This is a genomic window from Leifsonia sp. fls2-241-R2A-40a, from assembly GCF_030209575.1.
GTDB lineage: Bacteria > Actinomycetota > Actinomycetes > Actinomycetales > Microbacteriaceae > Leifsonia.
Window position 1 is genome coordinate 1799763 of the sequence record NZ_JARVRS010000001.1, and the last position, 24798, is coordinate 1824560.

The window sequence follows — 24798 nt, forward strand, 5'->3', positions numbered from 1 at the left end:
GAATCGCGCGGACTCGGGGCGTTTTTCCTGTGCTCGGGGGCTACCCGCAGGTCGGGCGGGTCAGGCGACCGTGGGACCGAAGTGCTCGGGGAGGGTGGAGCGGTGCACTCCGTGCAGCTCCTCCAGGCCGATCGTGAAGAGGTCCTGCACCTCGAGCACCGGCTGGGCGCCGACCTCGGCGTCGGTCACGCCGATGCGGAGTGCCGGGATGCCGCGGCCTTCGCAGAGGCCGCGGAACTTCACGTCGTCCTCGCGCGGGACCGTCACGATGAGGCGGGCGGTCGACTCCGAGAACAGGGCGGTCGCCGCATCCACGCCGTCGCGCTCCTGGATCTCGGTCAGCCAGACGCGTGCGCCGACGCCGAAGCGCATGACGCTCTCGGCGAGGGCCTGCGCGAGTCCGCCGTCGGCCAGGTCGTGGGCCGACGAGACGAGACCCTCGAGGGCCGCGGCGTGCAGCGCCTCCGCCAGCGAACGCTCGGCGGTCAGGTCGACCGCCGGCGGGTGTCCGCCGAGGTGACCGTGGATGGTGCCGGCCCACGCCGATCCGTCGAGCTCCTCACGGGTGACGCCGAGGAGGTAGATGTTCTCGCCCTCGTCCTGCCAGCCGCTCGGGATGCGCCGCGCGACGTCGTCGATCACGCCGAGCACACCGACGACCGGGGTCGGGAAGATCGGGGTGTCACCGGTCTGGTTGTAGAACGAGACGTTGCCGCCGGTGACCGGGATCTCGAGTTCGAGGCAGGCGTCCGACAGGCCCTCGACGGCCTGGGAGAACTGCCACATGACCTCGGGGTTCTCCGGGCTGCCGAAGTTGAGGCAGTCGGTGACGGCGACCGGGGTGGCGCCGGAGGCGGCGACGTTGCGGTAGGCCTCGGCGAGGGCGAGCTTGGCGCCCTGCTTCGGGTCGAGCTGGCAGTAGCGGCCGTTGGCGTCGGTCGCTATGGCGAAGCCGAGACCCGACTCCTCGTCGACGCGGATCATGCCGGCGTCGTCCGGGAAGGCGAGCGCGGTGTTGCCGCCGACGAAGTAGTCGTACTGGTCGGTGATCCAGCCCTTGTCGGCCAGGTTTGCGCTGCCGAGGAGGGCGAGGGTCTGCTCGCGCAGCTCGTCGCCCGTGGTCGGGCGCGCGAGCACGGCGGCCGAGTCGTCCTGCAGGGCGTCGATCCAGGTCGGGTAGGCGACCGGGCGCTCGTAGACCGGGCCGTCGACGGCGACCGTGCGCGGGTCGACGTTGACGATCTCCTCGCCCTTCCAGTTGATGACGAGGCGGCCGGTCTCGGTGACCTCGCCGAGCACGCTGGTCTCCACATCCCACTTGGCGGTCACGGCGAGGAACGCGTCGAGCAGTTCCGGCTTGACGACGGCCATCATGCGCTCCTGGCTCTCCGACATGAGGATCTCCTCGGCCGTGAGGCTCGGGTCGCGCAGCAGCACCTTGTCGAGCTCGACGAACATCCCGCCGTCGCCGTTGGAGGCGAGCTCGCTGGTCGCGCAGGAGATGCCCGCCGCGCCCAGGTCCTGGATGCCCTCGACCAGCTTGTCGCGGAACAGCTCCAGGCAGCACTCGATGAGCACCTTCTCGGCGAACGGGTCGCCCACCTGGACGGCCGGACGCTTGGTCGGTCCGCCCGCGGAGAACGTGTCGGACGCGAGGATGCTCGCCCCGCCGATCCCGTCGCCACCGGTCCGGGCGCCGAACAGCACGACCTTGTTGCCGGCGCCGGACGCGTTCGCGAGGTGCAGGTCCTCGTGGCGGAGGACGCCGACGGATAGCGCGTTGACCAGCGGGTTGCCCTGGTAGATCGGGTCGAAGTAGGTCTCGCCGCCGATGTTCGGGAGGCCCAGGCAGTTGCCGTAGAACGAGATGCCGGAGACGACGCCGTGCACGACGCGGGCGGTGTCCGGGTTGTCGATGGCGCCGAAGCGCAGCTGGTCCATCACGGCGACCGGGCGCGCGCCCATCGAGATGATGTCGCGGACGATCCCGCCGACGCCGGTCGCGGCGCCCTGGAACGGCTCGATGTAGGAGGGGTGGTTGTGCGACTCCACCTTGAAGGTGACCGCCCAGCCCTCGCCGACGTCCACGACGCCCGCGTTCTCGCCGATGCCGACCATGAGGTTCTTCTTCATCGCCGGGCTGACCTTCTGGCCGAACTGGCGCAGGTAGATCTTCGACGACTTGTAGGAGCAGTGCTCCGACCACATCACCGAGTACATGGCGAGCTCGCCGCTGGTGGGCCGGCGGCCGAGGATCTCGCGGATGCGCGCGTACTCGTCCGGCTTGAGGCCGAGCGCCGCGTACGGCTGTTCCCGCTCGGGAGTCTCGACGGCGTTCGCGACGGTGTCGACGACGTGGGCGGTGGCGGTGTCGGTCACGCGGGCACTCCAGGCTGGGTGGGGCAGGCGGGGGAGGACTCCAGTCTACCGGGCTTCGCGGAGGGTCAGGCGGGGCAGCGTTCCGAGGGGATGGACCTGACCGTCCCCTGACCCCCAGGCTGCACCGCGTCGTTCCCGAGCTGGATGGTGAAGACCACGTCGTGCATCACGCCGAACACCATCCAGTCGCCCTGGCCGTCCGTCCGGCCGTAGTAGACGACGGAGTCGCTGTAGCTCCCGGTCTGCTGGATGTCCGGGTACGCCGCGAACAGTTCCTCCCGTGTCGAACTGACGCCGATGCCGGCTTCCGTCTTGGGGCTCACCGCTCGGTCGTCCGAGCCGTCGCCGTAGTTGCCGAATTGGATGGCAGCCGTCCCGTCTGAGCCGTCCGCCGCCCCGACTAGGACGAAGCTCACGCCGCCGGCGGCCTGGTAGTCCCTCTGTCCGGCGAGGCAGCGCGAATCGGTCACGTCCTGCAGGGCGGGGACCCCCTGCCCCTGGGTCGCGAAGGGCGCACCGACCGTCAGGGGACCGACGCTGTCGAAGCCGATGATCCAGGTGGATGTGTCGGCCGGGTCCTGGACCGAGCTGTCGGGAGCCGGTGTCGGGGTCGGTGTGGGGGTCGGCGTGGGCGTCGGTGTGACCGTCGGCTCAGGCGTGGTTGTCGCCGTCGGCGCGGCGATCGGCTGCGGGTCGATGAGGCCGGTGCTGAGCGCGTAGGCCACCGTGCCGCCGGAGATGCTCACCGCGAGCAGCACGAGCGTGACGATCAGCGCGGTGCGCTTCCGTCCGCCGGCGCGTCCGGGGTGGGCGGCCGCGTTGCCGACCACCAGCTCGCGGATCGCCGCCTTGCGACGCGGGTCGAAGGTGGGCTCGTCGCTCATCGCTCTCCTCCGTTCATCTGTTCCGCGAGTCGGGCCTTCGCTCGGGAGAGCCGCGACTTCACGGTTCCGGGCGCCACCCCCAGCGCCTCCGCGGCGTCGGCCGTGCTGAGCTCTTCGAGCACGCAGAGGGTCAGGATGTCCTGGTCGCGTCGCGGAAGCGAGGCGAGCGCCGCGCGCAGTGCCGCTCGGCGCGCATCCCGGTCGATGCGGTCGTCCACGGCGTCCGCATGATCGGGGGCGTGCTCCGGCGGGGGCAGTTGCCGCAGGCCGTCCCGGTAGCGGCGGGAGGCGCGTGCGTAGTTGCGGAAGACGAAGTTGGTCATCACCAGCAGCCAGCCGATGACGGAGCCGTTCACCACCCGCATGGCGTCCCGGCGGCGCCAGGCCTCCAGGAACACGACCGCGGTCACGTCCTCCGCGTCGTGGATCGACGCGGTCAGCCGGACGGCCTGGCGGAAGACGCGGTCGTGATGCAGGTCGAACAGTGCCCCGAACGCATCCGGATCACCGGCGTTCACGCGTTGGAGCACGTCCGGCTCGTCGATTCGGATTCCCCTCACAACTATGAAGTGTCCACGACGGGGGCGGCGGTTCCCGAACGGCGTCCGACTTCGGCAGCTCGCGCCGCGGCTCCGCGCGCTAGGGTGTGCCGCGAGGAGGCCCGCCATGCACGTCCCACGACCCTCGCAGGAGACCCAGGACCTGTTCCGGACGCTCATTCCGGAGGCGTCCGGAGTTCAGGTCAAGCCGATGTTCGCCAACCTGGCCGCGTTCGTGAACGGCAACATGTTCGCCGGGCTGTTCGGCGACTCCATCGGGGTGCGCCTGCCCGACGAAGCCGTGCGCGAGCAGCTTCTCGCCATCGACGGAGCCGGCCCCTACGGCCCGGCTGAACGGCCGATGGGCGGCTACGTCTCGCTGCCCGAGGCGTGGAGGGACGACCCCGACCGCCTGCGCGAATGGATCGGCGTCGCGCTGGAGCAGGTCGGCCGGATGCCGCCGAAGCAGAAGAAGCCGCGGAAAGCCGCCGGCTGAGCGGAGTTACGCCTCGACGAGTGCCGAGCGGATGACGGACGTGAAGAACGTGAGCCCGTCCGTCCCGGAGCGCATCGCGTCCCGGGTGTCCGGGCCGAAGCCGGGCTCGACCGCGTGCTCGGGGTGCGGCATGAGGCCGACCACGTTGCCGCGCTCGTTGCGGACGCCCGCGATGTCGTTGAGGGAGCCGTTGGGGTTGACGCCCTTGTAGCGGAAGACGACCATCCCCTCGCCCTCGAGGCGGTTGAGCTCGTCGGCGGATGCGATGAAGCCGCCCTCGCCGTTCTTCAGCGGGATGACGATCTCCTGGCCCTGCCCGAAACCGCTGGTCCAGGGGGTGGATGCGTTCTCGACCGTGAGGTGCTGGTCGCGGCGGATGAAGGTGCCGTGATCGTTGCGGATGAGGCCGCCGGCGACGAGGTGCGCCTCGGCCAGCATCTGGAAGCCGTTGCAGATGCCGAGCACGGGCATGCCCTTGGCCGCCGCATCCACGACCTCGGTCATGATCGGCGAGAGGGAGGCGATGGCGCCGCAGCGCAGGTAGTCGCCGTAGCTGAAGCCGCCGGGGAGCACGAGCGCGTCGACGCCCTGCAGGTCGTGCTCGCCGTGCCAGAGCGCGACCGGCTCGGCGCCGGCGAGCCGGACGGCGCGGAGCGCGTCGCGGTCGTCGAGCGAACCCGGGAAGGTGATGACGCCGATGCGCATCAGGCGTCGACCTCGGCGGGGTAGTGGATGCCCACCACGTCCTCGATCACGGAGTTGGAGAGGATCTCGTCGGCGATCTCCTGGACCGTCGCGCGCAGGTCGTCGTCGATCGGACCGTCGACGGTCAGCTCGAACCGCTTGCCGACGCGCACCCCGGTGACGCCGCCGCGGCCCGTGCGGGCGAGCGCTCGTGCGACCGCCTTGCCCTGCGGGTCGAGCAGTTCGGCCTTGGGCATCACTTCTACAACGATCGTCGGCACGGGGATACTCCGCTCACTCGGGCGTCGGGGTGGGGGTTCGTCGACGATTCTACCGTGCGGCGGCGACAGTCCGTTCCGGGGCCGCGACGGCGGAGGCGTACGCGACGGCGCGGTCCTCGAGGTCGCGGCGGAGCCGCCGGAAGAGGCCGGCGGAGGCGGCTCCCGGCCAGTCGCCGGGCAGGACATCCGACGGCAGCCCGGGGTCCCGGTAGGGGATGACGCGCCACTCGTCGAGCGCGCGCATCCACAGGGCGAAGGCCTGCGCATCGTCGGCCGGGGCCGGCGCCGCTCCGAAGTGCGCGAGAAACGACTCGTGCACGGCACGGATCGCCGGGAGGTCGTACCAGCGGGAGAGACCCTCGGCGAGGTCGCCGCGGGGAACGGCGTCCGTGAACAGGACCACCGCCGCGTCGCCGTCCGGCGACTGCGCGGCGTGCGCGACCTCCTCCTCGAGGCCGGCGGGCGCGATCCACAGGCCGTCGGCGACGCTCCCGCAGCCGAGCGCGGCGAGCCGGCGCCGGAGGCGGTCGCGACTGGCCCGCCGATGCTCCGGGAACGAGAACGACACGAGGCACCAGGCGGACGCCTCCACGCGCTCGCCGTAGATGCGCGCATCCCCGCTCTGCAGCATCGGGACGGCGGCCGGATCAACCGCGTACCCGGCGACGCCGTCGCGCTGCTCGCGCCGCAGGACACCGCGCGAGCACAACCGGGCGAGACTCGAGCGGGCCGTGGCCGCAGGGATGCCGAGGTCGTCCATCAGCCGGACGGCGCCGGCGGCGCTCATCCATCCGCCGATCGGCCGCAGGATGCTGCCGACGACGGTACGCAGGAGCGCCGTCGCACTGCCGCTGCTCGCCTCCAGGTCTTCGCGCGCGGCCGCAGCCTCACTCATGCGTCAGCTCGCCGAGGGTGTCGCGCACCGCGGCCATCCCGGCGTGGACCTCCTCGAAGCTGGTGCTGAACGGAGACAGGCCGACGCGAAGTCCGCCCGGGTCGCGGTAGTCCGGGATGACGTCCTGCTGCCAGAGCGCGGCCGTCACTTCGCGCATGGCCGGGTGGTTCAGCGTGATGTGGCCGCCGCGGCTCTCGGGGTCGCGCGGGCTGGCCAGCGTCGCCCCCAGCGGGGTCAGCCATTCGTCGGCGAGGGCGATGGCGAACTGCGTCAGCGCTACCGACTTGGTCCGCACCGCGCCGATCCCGGCCTCGTCGATCATCGCGATCGTGTCGCGCATCGCCAACATGCCGACGATCGGCGGCGTGCCGCTGAGGAAGCGGCGGATGTCGCCGGCCGGGCGGTACTCCGGGCCCATGAGGAAGACGTCGCTCGCGCCCATCCACCCCTGGATGGGCTGGGTCAGCTGCGGGATGAGGCGCCGGTTGACGTAGCCGAAGGCCGGCGAGCCGGGGCCTCCGTTGAGGTACTTGTACGTGCAGCCGACCGCGAGGTCGACGCCGGCGGCATCCAGCTCGACCGGGACCGATCCGGCGGAGTGGCACAGGTCCCACAGCACCAGCGCGCCCGCATCGTGCACGATCCGGGTGATCGTGTGAAGGTCGGCGAGGAATCCCGACCGGTACGCGACGTGGCTGAGCACGACGAGTGCCGTTCGCGGGCCGACGGCCGCCGCGACCTGCTCGGGCGTGACGCCCGCCTCGGTGTCCGCCTCGATCCACACCAGGTCCAGGCCGCGCTCGCGCGCGATCCCGTCGAGCAGGTAGCGGTCGGTCGGGAAGTTGTCGGTGTCGAGGACGATCTCGCTCCGCTCCGGCAGGCTGTCCACGGCGGCGCGCGCCAGCTTGTAGAGGAGGACGGTGGTGGAGTCGCCGATGAACGTCTGGCCCGCTGCGGCGCCGAGCGCCGCCCGGCCGAGGTCGTCGCCGATCGTGAACGGCAGTTCCATCCACTCCTCGTCCCAGCCGCGGATCAGCCGGCCGCCCCACCCGTCGAGGAGGAAGCGGTGGATGCCGTCGATGCTCGCCCGCGTCGGTCGGCCCAGCGAGTTGCCGTCGAAGTAGGCAGTCACCGCGTTGCTGCCGTCGTCGATGCCGGCGAAGCGGCCGCGGAAGGCCGCGAGCGAGTCGGCGGCGTCGAGCGCGCGGGCGGCGGTGAGGGCGTCCGGCAGCAGGGATGCGGGGGGCGCGAGGTCGAAGTCGGTCATGCGGGGTCCTCGGATGGTGTGCGGTCGGGGAGTTCGCCGAACTGGCGGACGGTGAGTCCGCGAGCCGTCGCGAGCCAGTCCGGCAGTGCGGCGGGGTCGTCCGGCGCCGTGCCGGCCACCCACGCCAGGCGCGGGCCGATGGTGGGGGCGCGGTCGTCGTCCGGGCGGCGCAGGCCGGCGATGGAGCGCAGCACGTCGTCGGGATGGACGCCCGCGTCGATCATCCCGCGGAGCTCCCGGGCGTTCACGCCGACGGCGAGGGGACCGTTCCCCAGATCGGTGCCGTACAGGATGCGCCCGCCGGCCGCGGCGAAGCGGCCGAGGTTGTCGGAGGCGATGCGGTGGTGCTCGGTCGGTTCTCCCCAGCCGTGGATGTCGAGGGTGCTGACCAAGCTCATCCTCCTATGCACGCATTCGGCGATCAGCTCGTCGTCGAGGCGCTCGGTGAAGGGAGTGTGCGCCAGCTGGTCGGCGCCCGCGCGGACGGCCCTGGCGGTCTGGCCCGCGCCTTCGACGTGGACGGTGACCGGCACGCCCTGCGCATGGGATTCGCTCACAATTCCGTGGAGCACCCGGTCGTCCACCGTTTCGCCGGCCGCGGTGTTGAGGGTGACCTTGATCCGCGAGGCTCCCAGGGTTATGTTCCCCCGCACGACCAGCCGCGCCTCGCGCTCGCCGCCCACCTCCGTGGCGGAGCCCGGCGGCCCCCACCCGGCGTTGACCGGGTAGCCGCCCCGGCACGTGATGAGCGAGCCCACGATGGCGACCGAGGGCCGCGTCGGGTCGTCGGCGAGCCAGCCCGCGGCGACGGCCGGCACCCAGCCGAGGTCGATCGCGTGCGTGATCCCGCCGGTGAAGAGCGCCGCCTGGTCGGTGAGGCCGAGGTGCGTGTGGTGGTCCGTGAGCCGCGGGAAGAGGGTTCCGCCGAGGTGGACGCGGCTGCGCGCAGGCACGTCGTCGACAGGATGGAGGCGCTCGCCGTCGCTTCGGAAGGTGGTCGGTCCGAGGAAACGGCGACCGTTCCAGACGGCGTCGACGGAGAGGAAGGTCTCGGCGGCTGCCGGGTGCGGCTCGCTCATGCGGGGGCTCCGATCTCGGTGCGCACGGCGTAGAGCTCGGGGAAGAAGGTGAGCTCGAGCGCCTTCTGCAGGAACGCCGAACCGCTCGACCCTCCGGTGCCCGTCTTCATGCCGATCGTGCGCTGAACGGTTTTCAGGTGGCGGAACCGCCAGAGCTGGAAGTTGTCCTCCAGGTCGACGAACTCTTCGCAGGCCTCGTACTCCGGCCAGTGCTCGTTCGCGTGCTCGTAGATCTCCCGGAACACGGGGACCAGCTCCGGGGTGAAGACGTGCGCCTCGGTGACGTCCCGCTCCAGGAGCGCCGTCGGCACGTCGAAGCCGGCGCGGGCGAGATACCGAAGGAATTCGTCGTAGATGCTCGGCGCCGCGAGCAGCTCGGCGAGCAGGGCGTGCGCTGCCGGGTCGCTCTCGAAGACGCTCAGCATGCGCCGGTTCTTGTTGCCGAGCACGAACTCGACGGCTCGGTACTGGTACGACTGGAACCCGGACGAGTTGCCGAGGAAGCCGCGGAACTCCGCGTATTCGGTCGGCGTGAGGGTGGCGAGCACCGACCACTGCTCGGTGAGCGTGCGCTGGATGTGCTTGACGCGGGCGATGCGCTTCAAGGCCGGCGACAGGTCGTCCGCCCGCAGCAGGTCGCGCGCGGACTCGAGCTCGTGCAGGACGAGCTTCAGCCAGAGCTCTGTCGTCTGGTGCTGGATGATGAACAGCAGTTCGTCGTGGTGCTCGGGCCGGCTCACCGGACGCTGGGCGCTCAGCAGCGTCTCCAGCTCCAGGTAGGAGCCGTAGGACATCCGCTCCCGGAAGTCGGTGACGATATCGGGATCGAACTCACGGGTGTTGTCGCCGGCGGCCATGCTGCAATTCTGCGCCGGTCGTCCGTGAAGTGCAACACTGCGGAACGTTCACGGCGGTGTAACCAGCGGTTGCCCGCGCCGTCGTCTGGCGTCCCTAGCGTGCCGGTCGGAGCGCGGCAGCCCAGATGCGTCGCGCCCGAATCCCTCACCAGGAAGGTCCACCCGATGAAACTCTCCCTCACCAAGACGCTCGCCGTCGGCGCGGCGCTCGTGCTCTCGCTCGGTCTCGCCGCCTGCACCGGCTCGGCCGACGCCGCCTCGACGGACGGCGCCTCCGACTCGGCGGTGTCGTTCGCGAAGGACTCCGGCACCCTCGTCTTCGGCGTCGTCCCCGACACGGTGAACACCCAGTCGAACTACCAGCCGATCGCCGACTACATCGCCAAGATCACCGGCAAGAAGGTCGAGTACCGCGAGTCGAGCGACTACACCGCGCTCATCCAGGCCGCGATCGCCGGTCAGATCGACGTCGCCAGCTTCTCCGGCTTCACCTACGTGACGGCCACCAACGGCGGCGCCAAGATCCAGCCGTTCGCCTCGATCATCACCAAGGAGGGCCAGGAGCCCGGCTACTTCTCCGAGGCGATCGTTCCGGCGAACTCGAAGATCACCAAGCTGGAGGACTTCAAGGGAAAGAAGGTCTGCTTCGTCGACCCGAGCTCGACCTCCGGCTACCTCTTCCCGACCTACAACCTGATCAAGGCCGGCATCGACCCGGAGAAGGACATCACACCGGTCTTCGCGGGCAAGCACGACGCATCGGCGCTGAAGGTCTCGCAGGGCGCCGAGTGCGACGCCGGGTTCGCCGAGGACTCCGCCGTCGACGCCCAGTCGGGCCTCAAGGTCGTCGCCAAGACGATGGTCCCCGGCGCGCCGATGGTCTTCTCGACCACGCTGCCGGACGACGTCAAGAAGACGCTGACCGACAAGCTGTCCACGGTCACGATCGCGGACATCCAGAAGGCGGGCATCAAGGACGCCGACTCCGACGGGTTCAAGGCGACGTTCGCCGCCTTCAGCCCGGTCGACGACAAGTACTACGACCAGATCCGCGACATCTGCAAGGTCACCAAGGCCACGCAGTGCGAGGCCAAGTGACGGCCTGACCGGCCGCACTCAGGCCGCCCGTCCCGGATTCCGGGGCGGGCGGTCCGTCGTTCGGCGGACTGCGCAGGGCCGGCCGTGTACCCCGGAACACCCGCCGTCCGTCCCCCGTTCACCCCCGCTTTACCGCGAGTTGCGCCCTCCGTCGCACCCGGCTCCTAGCCTGACTGGACGTTGTCTCTCGAGCGATGAGGAACCATGTCCGACACTTCACGCGCAATCGAGGTCACCGGTGTGACCAAGCGGTTCGCCGAGACCACCGCGCTCGACGACGTGAGCCTGACGGTCGCCCGCGGCGAGATCGTCGTGCTCCTCGGACTCTCCGGTTCCGGCAAGTCGACCCTGCTCCGTCACCTGGACGGACTGGAGCTTCCGACCAGCGGCGACGTGCGCGTCCTCGGCCAGTCGGTGCCGGGCCTCCGCGGGCGGGGGTTGCGCGCGCTGCGCTCCCGCGTCGGATTCATCTTCCAGCAGTTCGAGCTCGTCGGTCCGCTCTCCGTGCTGGAGAACGTCCTGACCGGCGCCCTCGCGACCCTGCGCGGTCCGCGGCTCGGTGTGTTCAGCTACCCGGCTTCTCTTCGCCGCCGCGCGCAGGCCCACCTGGAGCGGGTGGGACTCGCCGACAAGGCCTACCAGCGTGCCGACACGCTCTCCGGCGGTCAGCAGCAGCGCGTCGCGATCGCGCGCGCCCTGATGCAGGAGCCGGAGGTGCTGCTCGCGGACGAGCCCGTCGCCTCCCTGGACCCGGAGTCGAGCGAGCAGGTCATGAACCTCATCCGCGAGATCGCTCTGGATGACGGACTCACCGTGGTGTGCAGCCTCCACCAGGTGGATCTCGCGCTCGGCTGGGGCGACCGCATCGTCGGGCTCCGGCACGGCAGTGTCGTGCTGGATACGCCCACCTCCGGGCTGGACAAGGCGCAGGTCATGGAGATCTACGGTCGCGTCGCGACCACCACGAGCGAGCTGGCCGCCATCGCGACCGAGCTCGTCGATGTTCCCGTGCAGCCCGCCTGATGGTCACCGTCCCCGTCGCGGCGCGCGCCGGCGTCGCGCGTCCCCGCCCGTCCGGCTCGCGGATCGCGGCCGTCGCCGTCCTGCTCGCCCTGCTGGGCTTGGGAATCGGGGCCTTCCCGATCCTCGGGCTGAGCTTCCAGACCTTCGAGCGCAGCCTCCCGCACGCCGAGGCGTTCCTCGAGCGCGCGTTCCCGCTGCGCTTCCCGCCGCCCGAGGTGCTCTGGCCGGCGATCGGCGAGACGCTCGGGATGGTGATCCTCGGCACCCTGCTCGCCGCCCTGCTCTCGTTGCCGGTCGCCTGCATCGCGGCGGCCAACACGACGCCGCATCGCAGCCTGCAGTGGCTCGGCCGCGGCATCACCGTGGCGACCCGGTCCATCCCGGATGTGGTACTCGCCATGATCTTCGCCGTCATGTTCACGCTCGGCACGCTTCCCGGCATCCTGGCCATCGGCATCCATTCGATCGGCATGATCTCGAAGCTGTTCGCCGACGCGATCGAGCAGATCGACGAAGGTCCACGGCTGGCGATCCGTGCCGCGGGCGGCAGCCGGTCGCAGGAGTTCCTGTCCGGCGTGCTGCCGCAGGTGGCCCCGAGCTGGGTGGCGACCGTGCTCCACCGCAACGACATCAATCTGCGCGGGTCGATCATCCTCGGCTACGTCGGTGTCGCGGGGCTCGGCTACGAACTGTGGCGCGCGCTGGCGACCCTGGACTACCGCACCGCGATCGCGCTGGCGTTCGTGATGTTCGCCCTCTGTGTGGTGATGGAGGTCGTCTCGTCCAGCATCCGCCGGGTCATGCTCGGCGGCGGCCCGGCGCGCACGCGGGCGCAGCGCCGGGTGCGCAACACGGCGACCGTCGCGGTGCTGGCCGTGGTGGTGCTCGGTTCGTTCTGGATCGCGCAGATCCACTGGGGCGACTTCCTGACCTTCTGGCGCAACCTCGGCCTCATCCGGCTGTGGCCGCCGACGTTCCAGCCGTACACGGTCGAGCAGATCGCGGTGGCCATGCGCGACACCGTGCTGATCGCGCTCGCGGCGACCGTCGTCAGCCTGGTGTTCTCCCTGGCCATCGGCTCGCTGGCTGCGCGGAACGTCGCGCCCGGCCCGGTCACCCGCAACGGTTTCCGGACGCTGCTCGTCGCCATCCGCGGCGTCCCGGAGCTGGTGCTCGCCATCGTGCTCATCATCATCACCGGGCTCGGGCCGACGGCGGCGGTCGTGGCGCTCGCGTTCGGCGGCGTCGGGCTCCTGGGCAAGCTGTTCGCCGACTCCATCGAGGAGGTCCCGGCCGGTCCGCAGCGCGCGCTCACCGCCGTCGGCGCCCGCCGCCTGCAGGTGTACTCGGCCGCGACCGTTCCGCCGAGCGTCCCGGCGTTCGTCGGGCACAGCTTCTACCTCTTCGACAGCAACATCCGCGCGGCGACCGTGCTCGGCGTGGTCGGCAGCGGCGGGATCGGGTTCTACCTCAACAACGCGGCCCGGGTCTCCGCCTACAACGAGGTCTTCGCGTTCGTGCTCGTGATCATGGCGACGGTCTTCGTCGTCGAAGGACTCGCCGTGTGGATGCGGCGGGCGCTGCGCTGACAGGAACAGGGAGGCATCGGATGGGCAGGCACTACGATCTCGCGGTGGTCGGCGCAGGCATCGTCGGTCTCGGCCATGCCGTGGCCGCCCTGCGTCGCGGGTTGACGGTCGCGGTCGTCGACCGGGCCTCGAGCGTCAACGGCGCCTCGGTCCGCAACTTCGGGCACCTCTGCATCACCGGGCAGGAGGGCGAGGCGCGCGCCTACGCCGAGCTGGCCCGCGAGCTGTGGCTGACCCTCGCGCCCGAGGCGGGCTTCTGGCTGCGCGAATCGGGCACGGTCGTCGTGGCCCGGGCGGACGACGAGCTCGCCGTGCTGGAGGAGTTCCGGGAGCGCCGAGGCGGTCACGGTGTGCGCATCCTGACGCCGGCGGAGGCCCGCGAGCGGGTCCCCGTCGCGGACGGGGTGGCACTCGGCGGCGCCTTCCTTCCGTCGGACCTGCAGGTGGACCCGCGCGAGGCCGCGGTCGCGATCATGCGGTGGCTGGATGCGCACGGTGTCGACTTCTTCTGGCAGACCGCCGTCGTGGGCGTCGAGACCGGGACCGTGCACACCACCCGCGGCCGCGTGGCGGCGGACACGGTCGTCGTCGCGGTGAACCACGACGTCGACCAGCTGTTCCCGGGCATCGCGGAGGCGCACGGCATCCAGCGCTGCGGGCTCGACATGATGCTCGTCGAGGCCGCGCTCGACCAGCCGCTGTCCGCGCCGCTCCTCACCGGCTGGTCGCTGGTCCGGTACGCCGGGTTCGCGCACACTCCGAGCGCGGCGGCCCTCCGTGAGCGGCTCGCTGCCGAGCAGCCGGCGCTCGCCGCGATGGATGTGAACCAGATGTACACGCAGCGGCCCGACGGCACCCTGGTGGTCGGGGACACGCACTACCGCGGCGCCGACGTGACGCCGTTCCAGCCGGAGGAGGCCTTCGCGCTGCTGCTGGAGCAGACGCGCGAGCTGTTCGGAGTGAGCGAGCTGCGGGTCCGTGAGCGCTGGCAGGGCGTCTACGCCTCCGCGCCGGAGGAGTTCCTCGTCGCTGCGCCCGCCCCGGACGTCCGCGTCGTCTCGGTCACCACCGGCATCGGCATGACGACAGGGCTCGGCCTCGCCGACCGGGTCGTCGACGAGCTGTTCTCGGGGGCTCCCGGCTCCCTTCTTCCCGCAGGCGCCGCTCGCGCCCGCTAGTCCCGACCGCAACGAAAGGCACCATCATGACCCCTGACGGACGCATCACCAGCGAATTCGACGACGTGACCGTCGTCTCCGGACCGGCGGCGACGGCCGCCCCCGCGGGCGCGGACGGCGACGTGGACTGGGACGAGTTCGACGTCGTCGAGGACGCCCTGGACCGCGAGGACGACGCCGACGACCGCGACGAGGACGACCTCGCCGATCTGGAACTCGTCGTGCTCGACCTGGCCGGCACGACCGTCGTCGACGACGGACTGGTCGAGCGCGCGTTCGAGCGCGCCGCCGAGGTGGCGGGCATCGGCGAGACGCCTGACGACCGCGCCGCCGCGCTCGCCTTCGTGCGCGACACCATGGGCCAGTCGAAGATCGCCGTGTTCCGCTCGCTGACCGGCGACGAGGACCAGGCGCAGCATGCGAACGCCGTCTTCGAGTCCGCCTACGCGGAGCTCGCGGCCAGCGAGGGGCTGCGCGCTGTCCCCGGTGCCGAGGAGCTGATCCGCCGCCTGCGCAGCTCCGGGGTCAAGGTGGCGCTCACGACGGGCTTCTCGCGGACGACGCAGGATGCGGTCCTCGACGCCCTCGGATGGCGCGACCTGGCGGATGTGACGCTGAGCCCGGCCGAGGCGGGCCGCGGCCGGCCGTTCCCCGACCTGCCGCTGACGGCGCTCCTGCGCACGGGTGCATCCAGCGTGGAGGGGATGGTCGTGGTGGGCGACACCGCCAGCGACATCGCCTCGGGGATCGCCGCCGGCGCGGGTCTGGTCGTCGGCGTCCTCACCGGCGCGCACGACGAGCAGACGCTGCTGGACGCCGGGGCGGATGCGGTGCTGCCGAGCGTCGCCGACCTGCCCGAGCTGCTCGGTTTCGAGGTTCCGGCGGACGACGCCGCGGAGGGGTCCGGCACCCGGTGACGATCAAGGCGGTCACCCCGCGCGTCGTCGAGCCGCCGGCGCGCCTGGGGATGGGGGTGAGCGTGTACCCGTCGGCCACCGCGATGGTGTGGCCGGGGGAGGGGCACGCCCACGAGGCGGTCGCGGTGCCGGGTGTGCGACTGGCGCCCGGCGACGTGCTCGTGGAGGTGGAGCTCGCGACGGTGTGCGGGTCGGACATCCACACGGTGCTCGGCCATCGCCAGGCACCGGCCCCACTCGTGCTCGGGCACGAGCAGGTGGGCCGCGTGGTCGCGCTGGGGCGCGGCGGGGCGAAGACGACGGACGGCCACCGCGTCTCGCTCGGCGAGCGGATCGTGTGGTCCGTCGCCGTCCCGTGCGGCCGCTGCGTGCGCTGCCGCCGCGGACTGCCGCAGAAGTGCCTGAGCCTGCAGAAGTACGGACATGAGCGGATGCGCCGCGGCTGGGAGCTGTCGGGCGGCTTCGCGACCCACACCCACATCCTCGACGGCACGCCGCTGGTGCGCGTGCCCGAGGAGCTGCCCGCGGAGGTGCTCGCACCGGCTTCCTGTGCCACGGCGACGGTCGCAGCGGCGGTGGAGGCGGCATCCGTCATCGTCCCGCTCGAGGGCGCGCTTGTGCTGATCGCCGGTGCCGGGATGCTGGGCCTCACCGCGACCGCCATGGCGGTGGAGGCCGGAGCGCGCGTCGTGATCAGCGACCCCGTGCCCGAGCGGAGGGACGCAGCGCTCGCATTCGGCGCGTCAGGCGTCGCGGATCCGGGAGCAGCAGCGGGATCGCCGACCGGCCTCGCCGCGGTGCTCGCCAAGGTGGGAGGTCGCTCCCCGGCTCCGACGATCGCGCTCGAGCTGTCGGGCAACCCGGCCGCGGTCCGGTCGCTGCTCGGAGCGGTGGACGTCGGCGGCGTGCTCGTCCTCGTCGGTTCCGTATCGCCCGGCCCCGAGCTCGGGATCGTTCCGGAGCAACTGGTCCGGCGCCTCCTCACCATCCGCGGCGTGCACAACTACGCGCCGCGGCACCTGGAGCAGGCGGTCGGCTTCCTCGCCGCCGCGTGGCAGCGGTATCCGTTCGCCGAGCAGGTGGGCGAGACGTTCCCGCTCGCCGACGTGGATGCGGCGCTCGCCGCGACCGGACATCCGCGCATCGGCGTGCGGCCGTAGCCTTATGTGGTGTTCGACCGCTTCTTCGACCTCATCCGGGCCGTGCCGGAGCCGGACGACGCCGAGCTGCTCTACGGCGACGACGAGCCGGGGCGCCTGCGCGAGCGCAACCTGCGCCGCTACCTCGAGCTCCCGCACGCGCCCATCCTGCTGCTCGGGGAGGCGCCGGGATGGCGCGGCATGACGGTCACCGGCGTCCCGTTCACCTCGGTGCGCGAAGTCGAAGCGGGCGTCCTCCCGGGACTGGAACTGCCCTCGGGGCCGCAGGCGCCGTGGGAGGCGTCGAGCCGCGTGTTCTGGGCGACGATGGAGCAGTGGCAGGGTCCGCTTCCGCTGTCGTGGCCGGTCTACCCGCACCATCCGTTCGTCCCGGGGCACCCGCAGACGAATCGGACGCCGCGGTCGTCGGAGGTCCGCCAGGGCGGCCCGGTCGCCCTCGAGCTCATCCGCGCCCTCGGCGTGCAGACCGTCGTCGCGGTCGGGCGGAAGGCCCAGGGGGCGCTCGCCGAGGCGGGCATCGAGGCGCCGGCGGTGCGGCATCCCGCCCAGGGCGGCGCGCGGATGTTCACCGACCAGCTGCTCGCCCTCAACCGCGCGATGCTCGACGCGGGCTGAGGCCGGGCGGGCCAGGGCGCTCAGTCCAGGGCGACCGCGTCCCGGTGCTGCGCCGTCTTGTCGAGGTACACGGCCGCATTCTCCGCGATGCTTCGCAGCTCCTCGTCGGTCAGTTCGCGACGCACTTTCGCGGGGACCCCGGCCACGAGCGAGCGCGGCGGGATGTCGGCGCCCTGCGTGACGACCGCCCCGGCGGCGACGAGCGACCCGGTGCCGATGCGGGCGCCGTTCATGACGGTGGCGCTCATCCCGATCAGGACGTCGTCCTCGATCGTGCAGCCGTGGAGTACGGCGTTGTGGCCGACCGAGACCCGGGCGCCGACGGTCAGCGGGAAGGCGGGGTCGACATGGGCCGAGACGTTGTCCTGCAGGTTGGAGTCCGGTCCGATGACGATCGGAGCGTTGTCCGCCCGCACGACCGCTCCGTACCAGACGCTGGCGCCGGGATGGAGGGTGACGTCGCCCACGACGGTCGCGCCGGGGGCGACCCAGGCGTCGTCGGCGACCTTCGGGGACCGATCCCCGGGGAGGGCGAAGAGCATGGCGGTTCCTTCCTGCTGACGCCCTCACGGTACTTGACGAGCGCTTGGTCCGTGCCGTATATTCCTTCTGGAATAATCGAACCGGAAGCATCCATTTACATGTCCGAACCCCGCACCCTCACGCCCCTCGCGGTCGCCGCGCTCGCGCTGCTCGCCGAGCGTCCGTCGCATCCCTACGAGATGTACCAGACCCTCATGCAGCGGTCGGAGGACCGACTGGTCAAGGTGCGCCCGGGCTCGCTCTATCACACGGTCGACCGGCTCGAAGCGCACGGCTTCGTCCGCGCCACCGGCACCGAGCGCGAGGGCAACCGGCCCGAACGCACCACCTACGAGATCACCGACGACGGGACGCGCGCCCTCGGCGAGCGCATCACCGACATCATCGGCACACCCACCAACGAGTACCCCGAGTTCCCTCTCGGGCTCGGGGAGGCCCACAACCTCCCCGTAGAGACCGTCGTCGCGCTGCTCCGCAAGCGCGTCTCCCTCATCCGCGCCGACACCACGGTGCTGGATGACGCCGTTGCGCACCTGACCGAGCGCGGGGTCCCCGCGAAGTACTGGCTGGATGTGCGCTACCAACGAGCCCTCGCCGCCGCGGACGCGGCACTGCTCGAATCCCTGATCGCAGACCTCGAGACCGGCGTAGTGTCCTGGTCCGAGGAAAAGCACTGAGAGAAGACCTCATGGAACGTCAATACAAGCCGTGGCCCGCCCTCTGGGCCCTCGTCATCGGGTTCTTCATGATCCTGATCGACACGACCATCGTGTCGGTCGCCAACCCGTCGATCATGAAGGGCCTCGACCTCGGCACCGACTACAACGCCGTCATCTGGGTGACGAGCGCCTACCTGCTCGCGTACGCGGTGCCGCTGCTCATCACCGGCCGGCTCGGCGACCGCTTCGGCCCGAAGAACATCTACCTGATCGGCCTCGTCATCTTCACTGCGGCGTCCGCCTGGTGCGGGTTCGCGGGATCGATCGGCTTCCTGATCGCAGCCCGCGTCGTCCAGGGCCTCGGCGCCGCACTGATGACGCCGCAGACCATGGCCGTCATCACCCGCATCTTCCCGCCCGAGCGCCGCGGCGCGGCCATGGGGCTGTGGGGCGCCGTCGCGGGCGTCGCCACCCTGATCGGCCCGCTGCTCGGCGGCATCCTGGTCGACACCCTCGGCTGGGAGTGGATCTTCTTCATCAACGTGCCCGTCGGCATCGTGGCGTTCATCCTCGCCATGCGCCTGGTGCCGAAGCTCCCGACGCACACCCACCGGTTCGACATCCTCGGCGTGATCCTGTCCGCGGTCGGCATGTTCCTGCTGGTGTTCGGCATCCAGGAGGGCGGCACCTACGACTGGGGCGTCATCTGGGGCCCGATCACCGTGTGGGGCCTCATCATCGCCGGCATCGTCGTGCTCGCCGCGTTCGTGGTGTGGCAGGCCGTCAACAAGAAGGAGCCGCTGCTGCCGCTCCCGCTCTTCCGCGACCGCAACTTCTCGCTCTCGAACGCCGCCATCACCACGGTCGGCTTCGCGGTGACCTGTATGGCGCTGCCGCTGGTGTTCTACTTCCAGACGGTCCGTGGCCTCACCCCGACCGAGTCCGCCCTGATGCTCGCGCCGACCGCCGTCTTCTCGGGCGTCCTCGCGCCGTTCGTCGGCAAGCTCATCGACCGGGTGAACCCGCGCAACATCGCCACCCCGGCGCTGGTCCTGTTCGCCTTCTCGCTGTTCCTGTACTCGCGGATGCTGTCGCCGGACGTCAACATCTTCCTGCTGCTCATCCCGAGCGCCCTCCTCGGCATCGCGATGTCGGGAGTGTGGGGTCCGATCTCCACGACCGCGACCCGCAACCTGCCCATGAACCAGGCGGGCGCGGGGTCCGGCGTGTTCAACACGACGCGTCAGATCGGCGCCGTGCTGGGAAGCGCATCCATCGCCGCCCTCATCTCCGGACGTCTGGCCGTCGACCTGCCGAAGGTCCCGGGCGGCTCGGCGAACGCGAGCGAAGCGGCCGCCGGGACCGAGCTCCCGCAGTTCCTCCACGCCGGCTTCACGCAGGCCATGTCGGAGGCCCTGCTGCTGCCCGCTGCTGTCGCCTTCCTCGGCGCGCTGGTCGTCGTCTGGTGGGAGCGCCCGCAGCCGCCCGCCTGGTCGCGCCCGGCCGGTGCGGCGGCAGCGCCCGGTGCGACGGCCGTCGACGCGACCGACGGCGTCTCATCCACGCACGGCGCCCACGCCGCCCCGGTCCCGGTGGATGCGACCGTCCACGGCTCGCACGTCGCCGACGTGCCGCCCGCGACGGATGCGGCCCCCGGCGAGGAGCCGCCGCACGGCGTCCACGCCGCTCCGGTCACCGACTGACACCGAAAAGGGAGGAGTTCCCAGCCATCGCGGCTGCGAACTCCTCCCTTTTCCGTTCTCCGACGAGCTCAGGCGGCGATGTCCTCCGTTTCCGACACCACCCGCACCGCGTTCGCCCACGGGTCGTCGAACGCCAGCGTCCTGCCGTCGTCGCGGGTCTGGACGCCGTAGTGCCGCATCCGCTCCTCCAGCGCGCCCACAGCGTCGGCGGAGGGGAGGCGCAGCTCGACCTCGCCGAGGCCGAGGGCCAGTCGGCGTCGTCCGGCGCCCCGGCTGTTCCACGTGTTCATCGCCATGTGGTGGTGGTAGCCGCCGGCGCTGACGAACAGCGCCGATCCGCCCAGCGCCGCCGTCGCCTCGAATCCGAGCCGGTCGACGTAGAACTCGCGGGCGGTCGCGACGTCTCCGACCGAGAGGTGCACGTGCCCGACGGCGGCGTCGCCGAAGACGGCAGCGTCGTCCGAGCCCGACTCCGCGAGCGCCGCTCCCCGCTCCGTGAGGTGCTCCTCCAGGAAGCCGTTGGGGTCGAGGAACAGGGTGCCCATCTCGACCTGACCGTGGGTCCAACTCCACAGCGACCGGTCGCGGTCCCAGTAGAGCTCGACCCCGTTGCCCTCCGGGTCGGTGAAGTAGAACGCCTTGCTGACCAGGTGGTCGGCGCTGCCGGTGAAGGTCCCTGGAGCGCGTCGGGCGACCGAGTAGACGGCCGCGGCCAGCGCCTCCTCGCTGTCGAAGAGGATCGCGGTGTGAAAAAGACCTGCTTCTCCCGGCCCCGCGTGGGCGAGCTCCGGCGCGTGCTCCAGCACGACGGACGGGGTGGATCCGCGGCCCAGGATCACGCGGTGACCCTCCGACGCGAGCACGCGCAGCGTGACGGCGTCGCGGTAGTACGCGGTCATCCGGTCGAGGTCGGCGACGCGGAGGGTGACGGCGCCCATGGCGGAGTCGGCGGGGAGCAGTTCGGGCATACCTCCTTTAACAGGCTCGGAGGTCACCGTATTTCACGGACGCTCACGTCTCGATCGCGCCGCCGGTCTCGGCGAGGTACCGGCGCAGGGTGAGCCCCGGATCCTCCGACTGCAGCCGGCGGTACCGGGCGAAGTCGAGCTGGTCGCGCAGGGACGCGCCGCCGCGCATCCGCTCGGCCTGCGCTCCCTCGACCGACTGGATGCGCGCCGCCTCGGCGAACAGCGCCTCGCGGTCGCCCGCGGCCAGCACCAGCACCCCGTCGTCGTCGGCCACGATCCAGTGCTCGGGCGTGACCGCGACGCCGTCGAGGAACGCCGAGCGCATGGCCGTCCCGGCGGGCGGAACACGCCGCGGACCGAACGGATGCGCGCCCCGGCTGAACACCGGCAGCCCGATCTCGCGCAGCTGTGCGGTGTCGCGGTGGCGTCCCCAGATGACCGCACCGGACATCCCGGCGCTCGCGGCCTCCAGCAGCATCAGGTCGCCGACGCACGCCTCGTCGTCGCGCCCGCCGTTGTCGACGACCAGCACCGCGCCCGGGGGAGCGTCGTCGATCGTCTCGAGCAGCACATCCACACTGCCGAGATGTGTGACGGGGGCGGCGGGCCCGGCGAACGGGCGCCCCGGCAGCAGAGCGATCAGGTCGACGGGAGCGGTTCCCACGGCGAGGCCGAGACGCACGGCGGCGTCGGCGATCGCGGCGGTGGCGGGGGTGGATGCGGCGTCCATGACGCGACGCTATACCCGCGGATATGCGTGGCAGCGCATGCGCGCTACTCGCCGGTCAGGCGCTCCAAGAGCTCGCGGTAGCGGGCAGCCGTCCGCTCGACGATATCGGCCGGGAGGGCGGGCGGGGTGCCCGTCTTATCCCAGTTCGCCGCCAGCCAGTCACGCACGATCTGCTTGTCAAAGCTCGCCATCCGCTCCTCCGGCGTGCGGCCGGCGGCGTAGGCGGCCGCATCCCAGTACCGGCTCGAGTCGCTGGTCAGCACCTCGTCCGCGAGGGTGATGTCGCCCGACTCCCGATCGGCCCCGAACTCGAACTTCGTGTCGGCGATGATGACGCCGCGCGCTTCCGCGATCGCCGCTCCGCGCTCGTAGACGTGCAGCGACAGCCGGCGCAGCTCCTCCGCGACATCCCGGCCTACCAGCTCGACCGTGCGCTCGAAGCTGATGTTCTCGTCGTGCTGGCCCATGGGAGCCTTCCACGCCGGCGTGTAGATCGGCTCCGGCAGCCGGTCGCCGTTCTGCAGCCCTGCGGGCAACGGGATGCCGCACACGCTCTGCGACGCGCGGTACTCCGCCCATCCACTGCCCGTGAGGTAGCCGCGCACGACGCACTCGATCGGGTACATGTCGAGCGGCTTCGCGAGCATCGACCGCCCGGCCACCTCGCCCGGAATCCGCTCCACCACACGCTCGCCGACCAGCGCGTGGTCGGGGATGAGGTGGTTCGGCACATCGTCCAGCTGGTCGAACCACCACAGGCTCAGGGTCGTGAGCAGTCCGCCCTTGCCCGGGATGCCCGGCTCGAGCACATGGTCGAAGGCGCTGACGCGGTCGCTGGCGACCACCAGCACGCTGTCGGTGTCGTCGAGCCCGTCCGCCCCGGTCGGGACGAACAGGTCCCGCACCTTGCCCGAGTAGACGTGGACCCATCCCGGAAGTTCGCTCACCCGTCCATCGTAGAGCGGGTGAGCGAACGGCCCGGGTCGGGCGGTCAGGTGAGCAGCTTTGCCTTGGCGGAGGCGAACTCCTCGTCGGTGAGCACGCCCTGCGTGTGCAGTGTGGCCAGCTGCTGGAGTTTCGCCATCATGTCGTCCCCGCCGCCGGCGACCGCGGGCTGAGCCGGCGCCGCCTGCTGCTGCAGCGCAGCCTGCTGAGCCGCTGCCTGCTGCGCCATCTGCTGCATCTCGAGCTGCTGTTGCTGCTGCTCGTACTGCTGCTGCTCGTACTGGTTCTGCGCTTTCTCCTGCTGGTGCCGCTGCACGCTGCCGGAGACCGCGGTCGCGGTCCCCGCGACGACTGCTGTGCGCGCCGCCATCCCGATCAGTCCCGGGCGTCCCATTCGCCTCAACGGCATGGTGTCCTCCTCAACTCTCCGTGGTCTCGAGCTCTTCGTACGCGTCGGACGCCACCGCATTCACGACGGGTGCGGGGATGCGCTCGCTGTGGAGCACGACACCTCCCGACTCGAAGAAACGGCTCGCCAGGTTCTTGGCCCAGAGGTGTTCGATCACGAGGATCGCTCCGGTGGATCCGGGCTCGAGGAGTTCGGCGATCTGCGAGACGTCCTCGTCGCCGGCGATGCCGCTGGCCTCGAGAGTGATGTCGGTCATCCCGATCTCGTCGCCGATCTCCTGCAGCTCGATGATGTCGACGCTGCCGTCGTCGTGGCGCTCGACGAAGACCAGGTCGAGGAGTCGGACCGTCCCGCTCTCGACCAGTTCGAGGATCGCCTCGACGACTCCTGGCGAGGGCCGATCCGTGTCGAACTGCGCGACCATGAACTCCGCCGGACCGTATTCGAATTCGGCCATTTCAGCCCCTTTCCCGCGGTTCAGCCCGCTTCACGCGCACCATACTGCGCGGTCGAACGGCCCGGCAATGCATCATTTCCGGCGGAGTGCGGTCCTGGGAGTGTGCCCGGTCACATTCCTAGAATGGGGATGTCGACCGGAGCGGACCGCCGCTCTCGAGGACGGACCGAGGGAGCGCCGCATGGGCGAGAAGAACTGGGCTGGCAACTACGAGTACCGCGCGGAGCGCATCGAGCGGCCGGCTTCTGTCGAGGAGATGCGGGAGCTCGTGGTCGGCGCCGCGTCCGTGCGGGCGCTGGGCAGCCGGCATTCGTTCAACGACCTCGCCGACACCCCGGGGCTGCTGGTCAGCACCGCGGGGCTGCCCGGGCCGGTCCGCATCGACGAGGCGGCGCGGACGGTCACCGTCGGCGGCGGCGTCCGCTACGGCGACCTGGCCCGCGAGCTCCAGGAGGCCGGATGGGCGCTCCACAACCTCGCATCCCTCCCGCACATCTCCGTCGCGGGGGCGATCGCCACCGCGACGCACGGCTCGGGCGACCGCAACGGCAACCTGGCCACCGCGGTCGCGGGCCTGCGCATCCTGAACGGCTCGGGTGAGCTCGTCGACCTGCGGCGCGGCGATGACGGCTTCGAGGGGGCGGTGGTCGGTCTCGGCGCTCTCGGCGTGGTGACCGAGGTGACCCTCGACATCCAGCCCACGTTCGACGCCCGGCAGCGCCTCTTCGGCGGAGTGCCGTGGGATGCCGTGCTCGGCCGCTTCGACGAGGTCACCTCCGCCGCGTACAGCGTGAGCCTCTTCACCACCTGGGACGAGGATGCGGTCGCCCTCGCCTGGCTCAAGGAGCTCGACGGCGAGCACACCCTCATCGAGGACGACTTCTTCGGAGCGTCGGCGCTCACCGAGGCCCGCCACATGATTCCGACGATGGATGTGCGGAACACCACCGAGCAGCTCGGCGTGGTCGGCCCGTGGAGCGAGCGCCTCGCGCACTTCCGGTTCGAGTTCACACCATCGAACGGCGAAGAGATCCAGTCCGAGTACCTCGTGCCGCGCGCTCGCGCGGTCGAGGCGATCGAAGCGGTCCGCGCGCTCGCGCCGGTGATCGCCCCGCTGCTGCAGATCTCGGAGATCCGCACCATCGCGGCCGACGACCTGTGGCTGTCGACGGCGTTCGGGACGGACGCCGTGGGCCTGCACTTCACCTGGTTCCGCGACCAGGCCGGGGTGGAGGCGGTGCTCCCGCAGCTCGAGGCGGCGCTGCTCCCGCTGGGCGCGCGTCCGCACTGGGGGAAGCTCTACGTCGACCGCGACGGTGTCGTGCCGTCCCTCTACCCGCGCCTCGCCGACTTCGCGGAACTGGCCGGGCGCTTCGACCCCGAGGGCCGCTTCCGCAACCCGTTCCTCACGCGCCTCCTCGGCTGAGGCGGCTGCGCGCGGCC

The 24798-nt window shown here is 71.2% G+C and carries 26 protein-coding genes; 11 read left to right on the forward strand and 15 right to left on the reverse strand.

All coding sequences use genetic code 11. The annotated features are described in order from the left end of the window. Positions 1-60: 60 nt before the first annotated feature. The 3 genes from purL to QRN40_RS09070 form a co-directional block, all read right to left on the reverse strand. A complete protein-coding gene (gene purL / locus QRN40_RS09060) occupies positions 61-2379 on the reverse strand; it encodes a phosphoribosylformylglycinamidine synthase subunit PurL (protein WP_285115259.1) in 2319 nt (772 codons plus the stop codon). 65 nt (positions 2380-2444) lie between these two features. Next, positions 2445-3263: a hypothetical protein gene (locus QRN40_RS09065; protein ID WP_285115260.1), complete on the reverse strand. Its 819-nt coding sequence runs from the start codon at positions 3261-3263 to the stop codon at positions 2445-2447. Then, positions 3260-3823, reverse strand: coding sequence for an RNA polymerase sigma factor (locus tag QRN40_RS09070; RefSeq protein ID WP_285115261.1), 564 nt, complete (start codon positions 3821-3823; stop codon positions 3260-3262). Before QRN40_RS09070 ends, QRN40_RS09065 begins: the two co-directional genes overlap by 4 nt. Positions 3824-3929: 106 nt before the next feature. Here QRN40_RS09070 and QRN40_RS09075 point away from each other — a divergent pair, with 106 nt between their 5' ends. Continuing rightward, entirely contained in the window at positions 3930-4298 is a 369-nt protein-coding gene (locus QRN40_RS09075; protein WP_285115262.1) for a TfoX/Sxy family protein, read from the forward strand. A gap of 6 nt (positions 4299-4304) precedes the next feature. Here the strand turns inward: QRN40_RS09075 and purQ are convergent, their stop codons facing one another. From purQ to kynA, 6 genes are read right to left on the reverse strand one after another with little or no spacing between them, the layout of a single operon-like run. Continuing rightward, a complete protein-coding gene (gene purQ / locus QRN40_RS09080; RefSeq protein ID WP_285115263.1) occupies positions 4305-5003 on the reverse strand; it encodes a phosphoribosylformylglycinamidine synthase subunit PurQ in 699 nt (232 codons plus the stop codon). Next, a complete protein-coding gene (gene purS, locus QRN40_RS09085) occupies positions 5003-5263 on the reverse strand; it encodes a phosphoribosylformylglycinamidine synthase subunit PurS (RefSeq protein ID WP_285115264.1) in 261 nt (86 codons plus the stop codon). Before purS ends, purQ begins: the two co-directional genes overlap by 1 nt. A 49-nt stretch (positions 5264-5312) precedes the next feature. Continuing rightward, on the reverse strand, positions 5313-6158 hold the full coding sequence (locus QRN40_RS09090; RefSeq protein ID WP_285115265.1) for a PaaX family transcriptional regulator: 846 nt from the start codon (positions 6156-6158) through the stop codon (positions 5313-5315). Further along, on the reverse strand, positions 6151-7425 hold the full coding sequence (locus QRN40_RS09095) for a kynureninase (protein WP_285115266.1): 1275 nt from the start codon (positions 7423-7425) through the stop codon (positions 6151-6153). Before QRN40_RS09095 ends, QRN40_RS09090 begins: the two co-directional genes overlap by 8 nt. After that, complete coding sequence (locus QRN40_RS09100; protein ID WP_285115267.1) at positions 7422-8504, reverse strand: amidohydrolase family protein; 1083 nt, start codon at positions 8502-8504, stop codon at positions 7422-7424. Before QRN40_RS09100 ends, QRN40_RS09095 begins: the two co-directional genes overlap by 4 nt. Next, the gene (kynA, locus tag QRN40_RS09105) at positions 8501-9361 is read right to left on the reverse strand and encodes a tryptophan 2,3-dioxygenase (RefSeq protein ID WP_285115268.1); all 861 of its coding nucleotides are present in this window, start codon (positions 9359-9361) and stop codon (positions 8501-8503) included. Before kynA ends, QRN40_RS09100 begins: the two co-directional genes overlap by 4 nt. 165 nt (positions 9362-9526) lie before the next feature. On the opposite strand from kynA, the gene QRN40_RS09110 reads away from it, so the two are divergent. From QRN40_RS09110 to QRN40_RS09140, 7 genes are all read left to right on the forward strand, one after another. Then, a complete protein-coding gene (locus tag QRN40_RS09110; protein ID WP_285115269.1) occupies positions 9527-10459 on the forward strand; it encodes a phosphate/phosphite/phosphonate ABC transporter substrate-binding protein in 933 nt (310 codons plus the stop codon). 204 nt (positions 10460-10663) lie between these two features. Then, positions 10664-11482, forward strand: a complete 819-nt coding sequence (phnC, locus tag QRN40_RS09115; protein WP_285115271.1) for a phosphonate ABC transporter ATP-binding protein — start codon at positions 10664-10666, stop codon at positions 11480-11482. Continuing rightward, a complete protein-coding gene (gene phnE / locus QRN40_RS09120; protein WP_285115272.1) occupies positions 11482-13071 on the forward strand; it encodes a phosphonate ABC transporter, permease protein PhnE in 1590 nt (529 codons plus the stop codon). The genes phnC and phnE overlap by 1 nt, the downstream gene beginning before the upstream one ends. 20 nt (positions 13072-13091) lie before the next feature. Beyond that, complete coding sequence (locus QRN40_RS09125) at positions 13092-14249, forward strand: TIGR03364 family FAD-dependent oxidoreductase (RefSeq protein ID WP_285115273.1); 1158 nt, start codon at positions 13092-13094, stop codon at positions 14247-14249. 26 nt (positions 14250-14275) lie between these two features. After that, positions 14276-15166 (forward strand): phosphonatase-like hydrolase, encoded by an 891-nt coding sequence (locus QRN40_RS09130; protein WP_285115274.1) that lies wholly within the window; start codon positions 14276-14278, stop codon positions 15164-15166. Further along, positions 15163-16326, forward strand: a complete 1164-nt coding sequence (locus QRN40_RS09135; RefSeq protein WP_285115275.1) for an alcohol dehydrogenase catalytic domain-containing protein — start codon at positions 15163-15165, stop codon at positions 16324-16326. Before QRN40_RS09130 ends, QRN40_RS09135 begins: the two co-directional genes overlap by 4 nt. A gap of 9 nt (positions 16327-16335) precedes the next feature. Continuing rightward, on the forward strand, positions 16336-16941 hold the full coding sequence (locus QRN40_RS09140) for a uracil-DNA glycosylase family protein (RefSeq protein ID WP_285115276.1): 606 nt from the start codon (positions 16336-16338) through the stop codon (positions 16939-16941). A 20-nt stretch (positions 16942-16961) separates the two neighbouring features. On the opposite strand, the gene QRN40_RS09145 is transcribed toward QRN40_RS09140, so the two are convergent. Further along, the gene (locus QRN40_RS09145) at positions 16962-17483 is read right to left on the reverse strand and encodes a gamma carbonic anhydrase family protein (protein WP_285115277.1); all 522 of its coding nucleotides are present in this window, start codon (positions 17481-17483) and stop codon (positions 16962-16964) included. 99 nt (positions 17484-17582) lie between these two features. Between QRN40_RS09145 and QRN40_RS09150 the strand changes: the two genes are divergently transcribed. Together QRN40_RS09150 and QRN40_RS09155 are read left to right on the forward strand one after the other, a co-directional pair. After that, the gene (locus QRN40_RS09150; RefSeq protein ID WP_285115278.1) at positions 17583-18161 is read left to right on the forward strand and encodes a PadR family transcriptional regulator; all 579 of its coding nucleotides are present in this window, start codon (positions 17583-17585) and stop codon (positions 18159-18161) included. Between the two features lie 11 nt (positions 18162-18172). After that, positions 18173-19846, forward strand: coding sequence for a DHA2 family efflux MFS transporter permease subunit (locus QRN40_RS09155; RefSeq protein WP_285115279.1), 1674 nt, complete (start codon positions 18173-18175; stop codon positions 19844-19846). Between the two features lie 68 nt (positions 19847-19914). On the opposite strand, the gene QRN40_RS09160 is transcribed toward QRN40_RS09155, so the two are convergent. From QRN40_RS09160 to QRN40_RS09180, 5 genes are read right to left on the reverse strand one after another with little or no spacing between them, the layout of a single operon-like run. Next, the gene (locus QRN40_RS09160) at positions 19915-20814 is read right to left on the reverse strand and encodes a VOC family protein (RefSeq protein WP_285115280.1); all 900 of its coding nucleotides are present in this window, start codon (positions 20812-20814) and stop codon (positions 19915-19917) included. A 43-nt stretch (positions 20815-20857) separates the two neighbouring features. Further along, positions 20858-21544 carry an RraA family protein gene (locus tag QRN40_RS09165; RefSeq protein WP_285115281.1) on the reverse strand — a complete coding sequence of 229 codons (687 nt, stop codon included), beginning with the start codon at positions 21542-21544 and terminating at the stop codon, positions 20858-20860. 44 nt (positions 21545-21588) lie between these two features. Beyond that, complete coding sequence (locus QRN40_RS09170; RefSeq protein WP_285115282.1) at positions 21589-22491, reverse strand: phosphoribosylaminoimidazolesuccinocarboxamide synthase; 903 nt, start codon at positions 22489-22491, stop codon at positions 21589-21591. Positions 22492-22535: 44 nt separating this feature from the next. After that, a complete protein-coding gene (locus QRN40_RS09175) occupies positions 22536-22898 on the reverse strand; it encodes an SHOCT domain-containing protein (RefSeq protein WP_285115283.1) in 363 nt (120 codons plus the stop codon). A 10-nt stretch (positions 22899-22908) separates the two neighbouring features. Continuing rightward, positions 22909-23355 carry a DUF6325 family protein gene (locus QRN40_RS09180; RefSeq protein WP_285115284.1) on the reverse strand — a complete coding sequence of 149 codons (447 nt, stop codon included), beginning with the start codon at positions 23353-23355 and terminating at the stop codon, positions 22909-22911. A gap of 181 nt (positions 23356-23536) precedes the next feature. On the opposite strand from QRN40_RS09180, the gene QRN40_RS09185 reads away from it, so the two are divergent. Continuing rightward, on the forward strand, positions 23537-24781 hold the full coding sequence (locus QRN40_RS09185; RefSeq protein ID WP_285115285.1) for an FAD-binding protein: 1245 nt from the start codon (positions 23537-23539) through the stop codon (positions 24779-24781). The last annotated feature ends 17 nt before the right edge of the window (positions 24782-24798 follow it).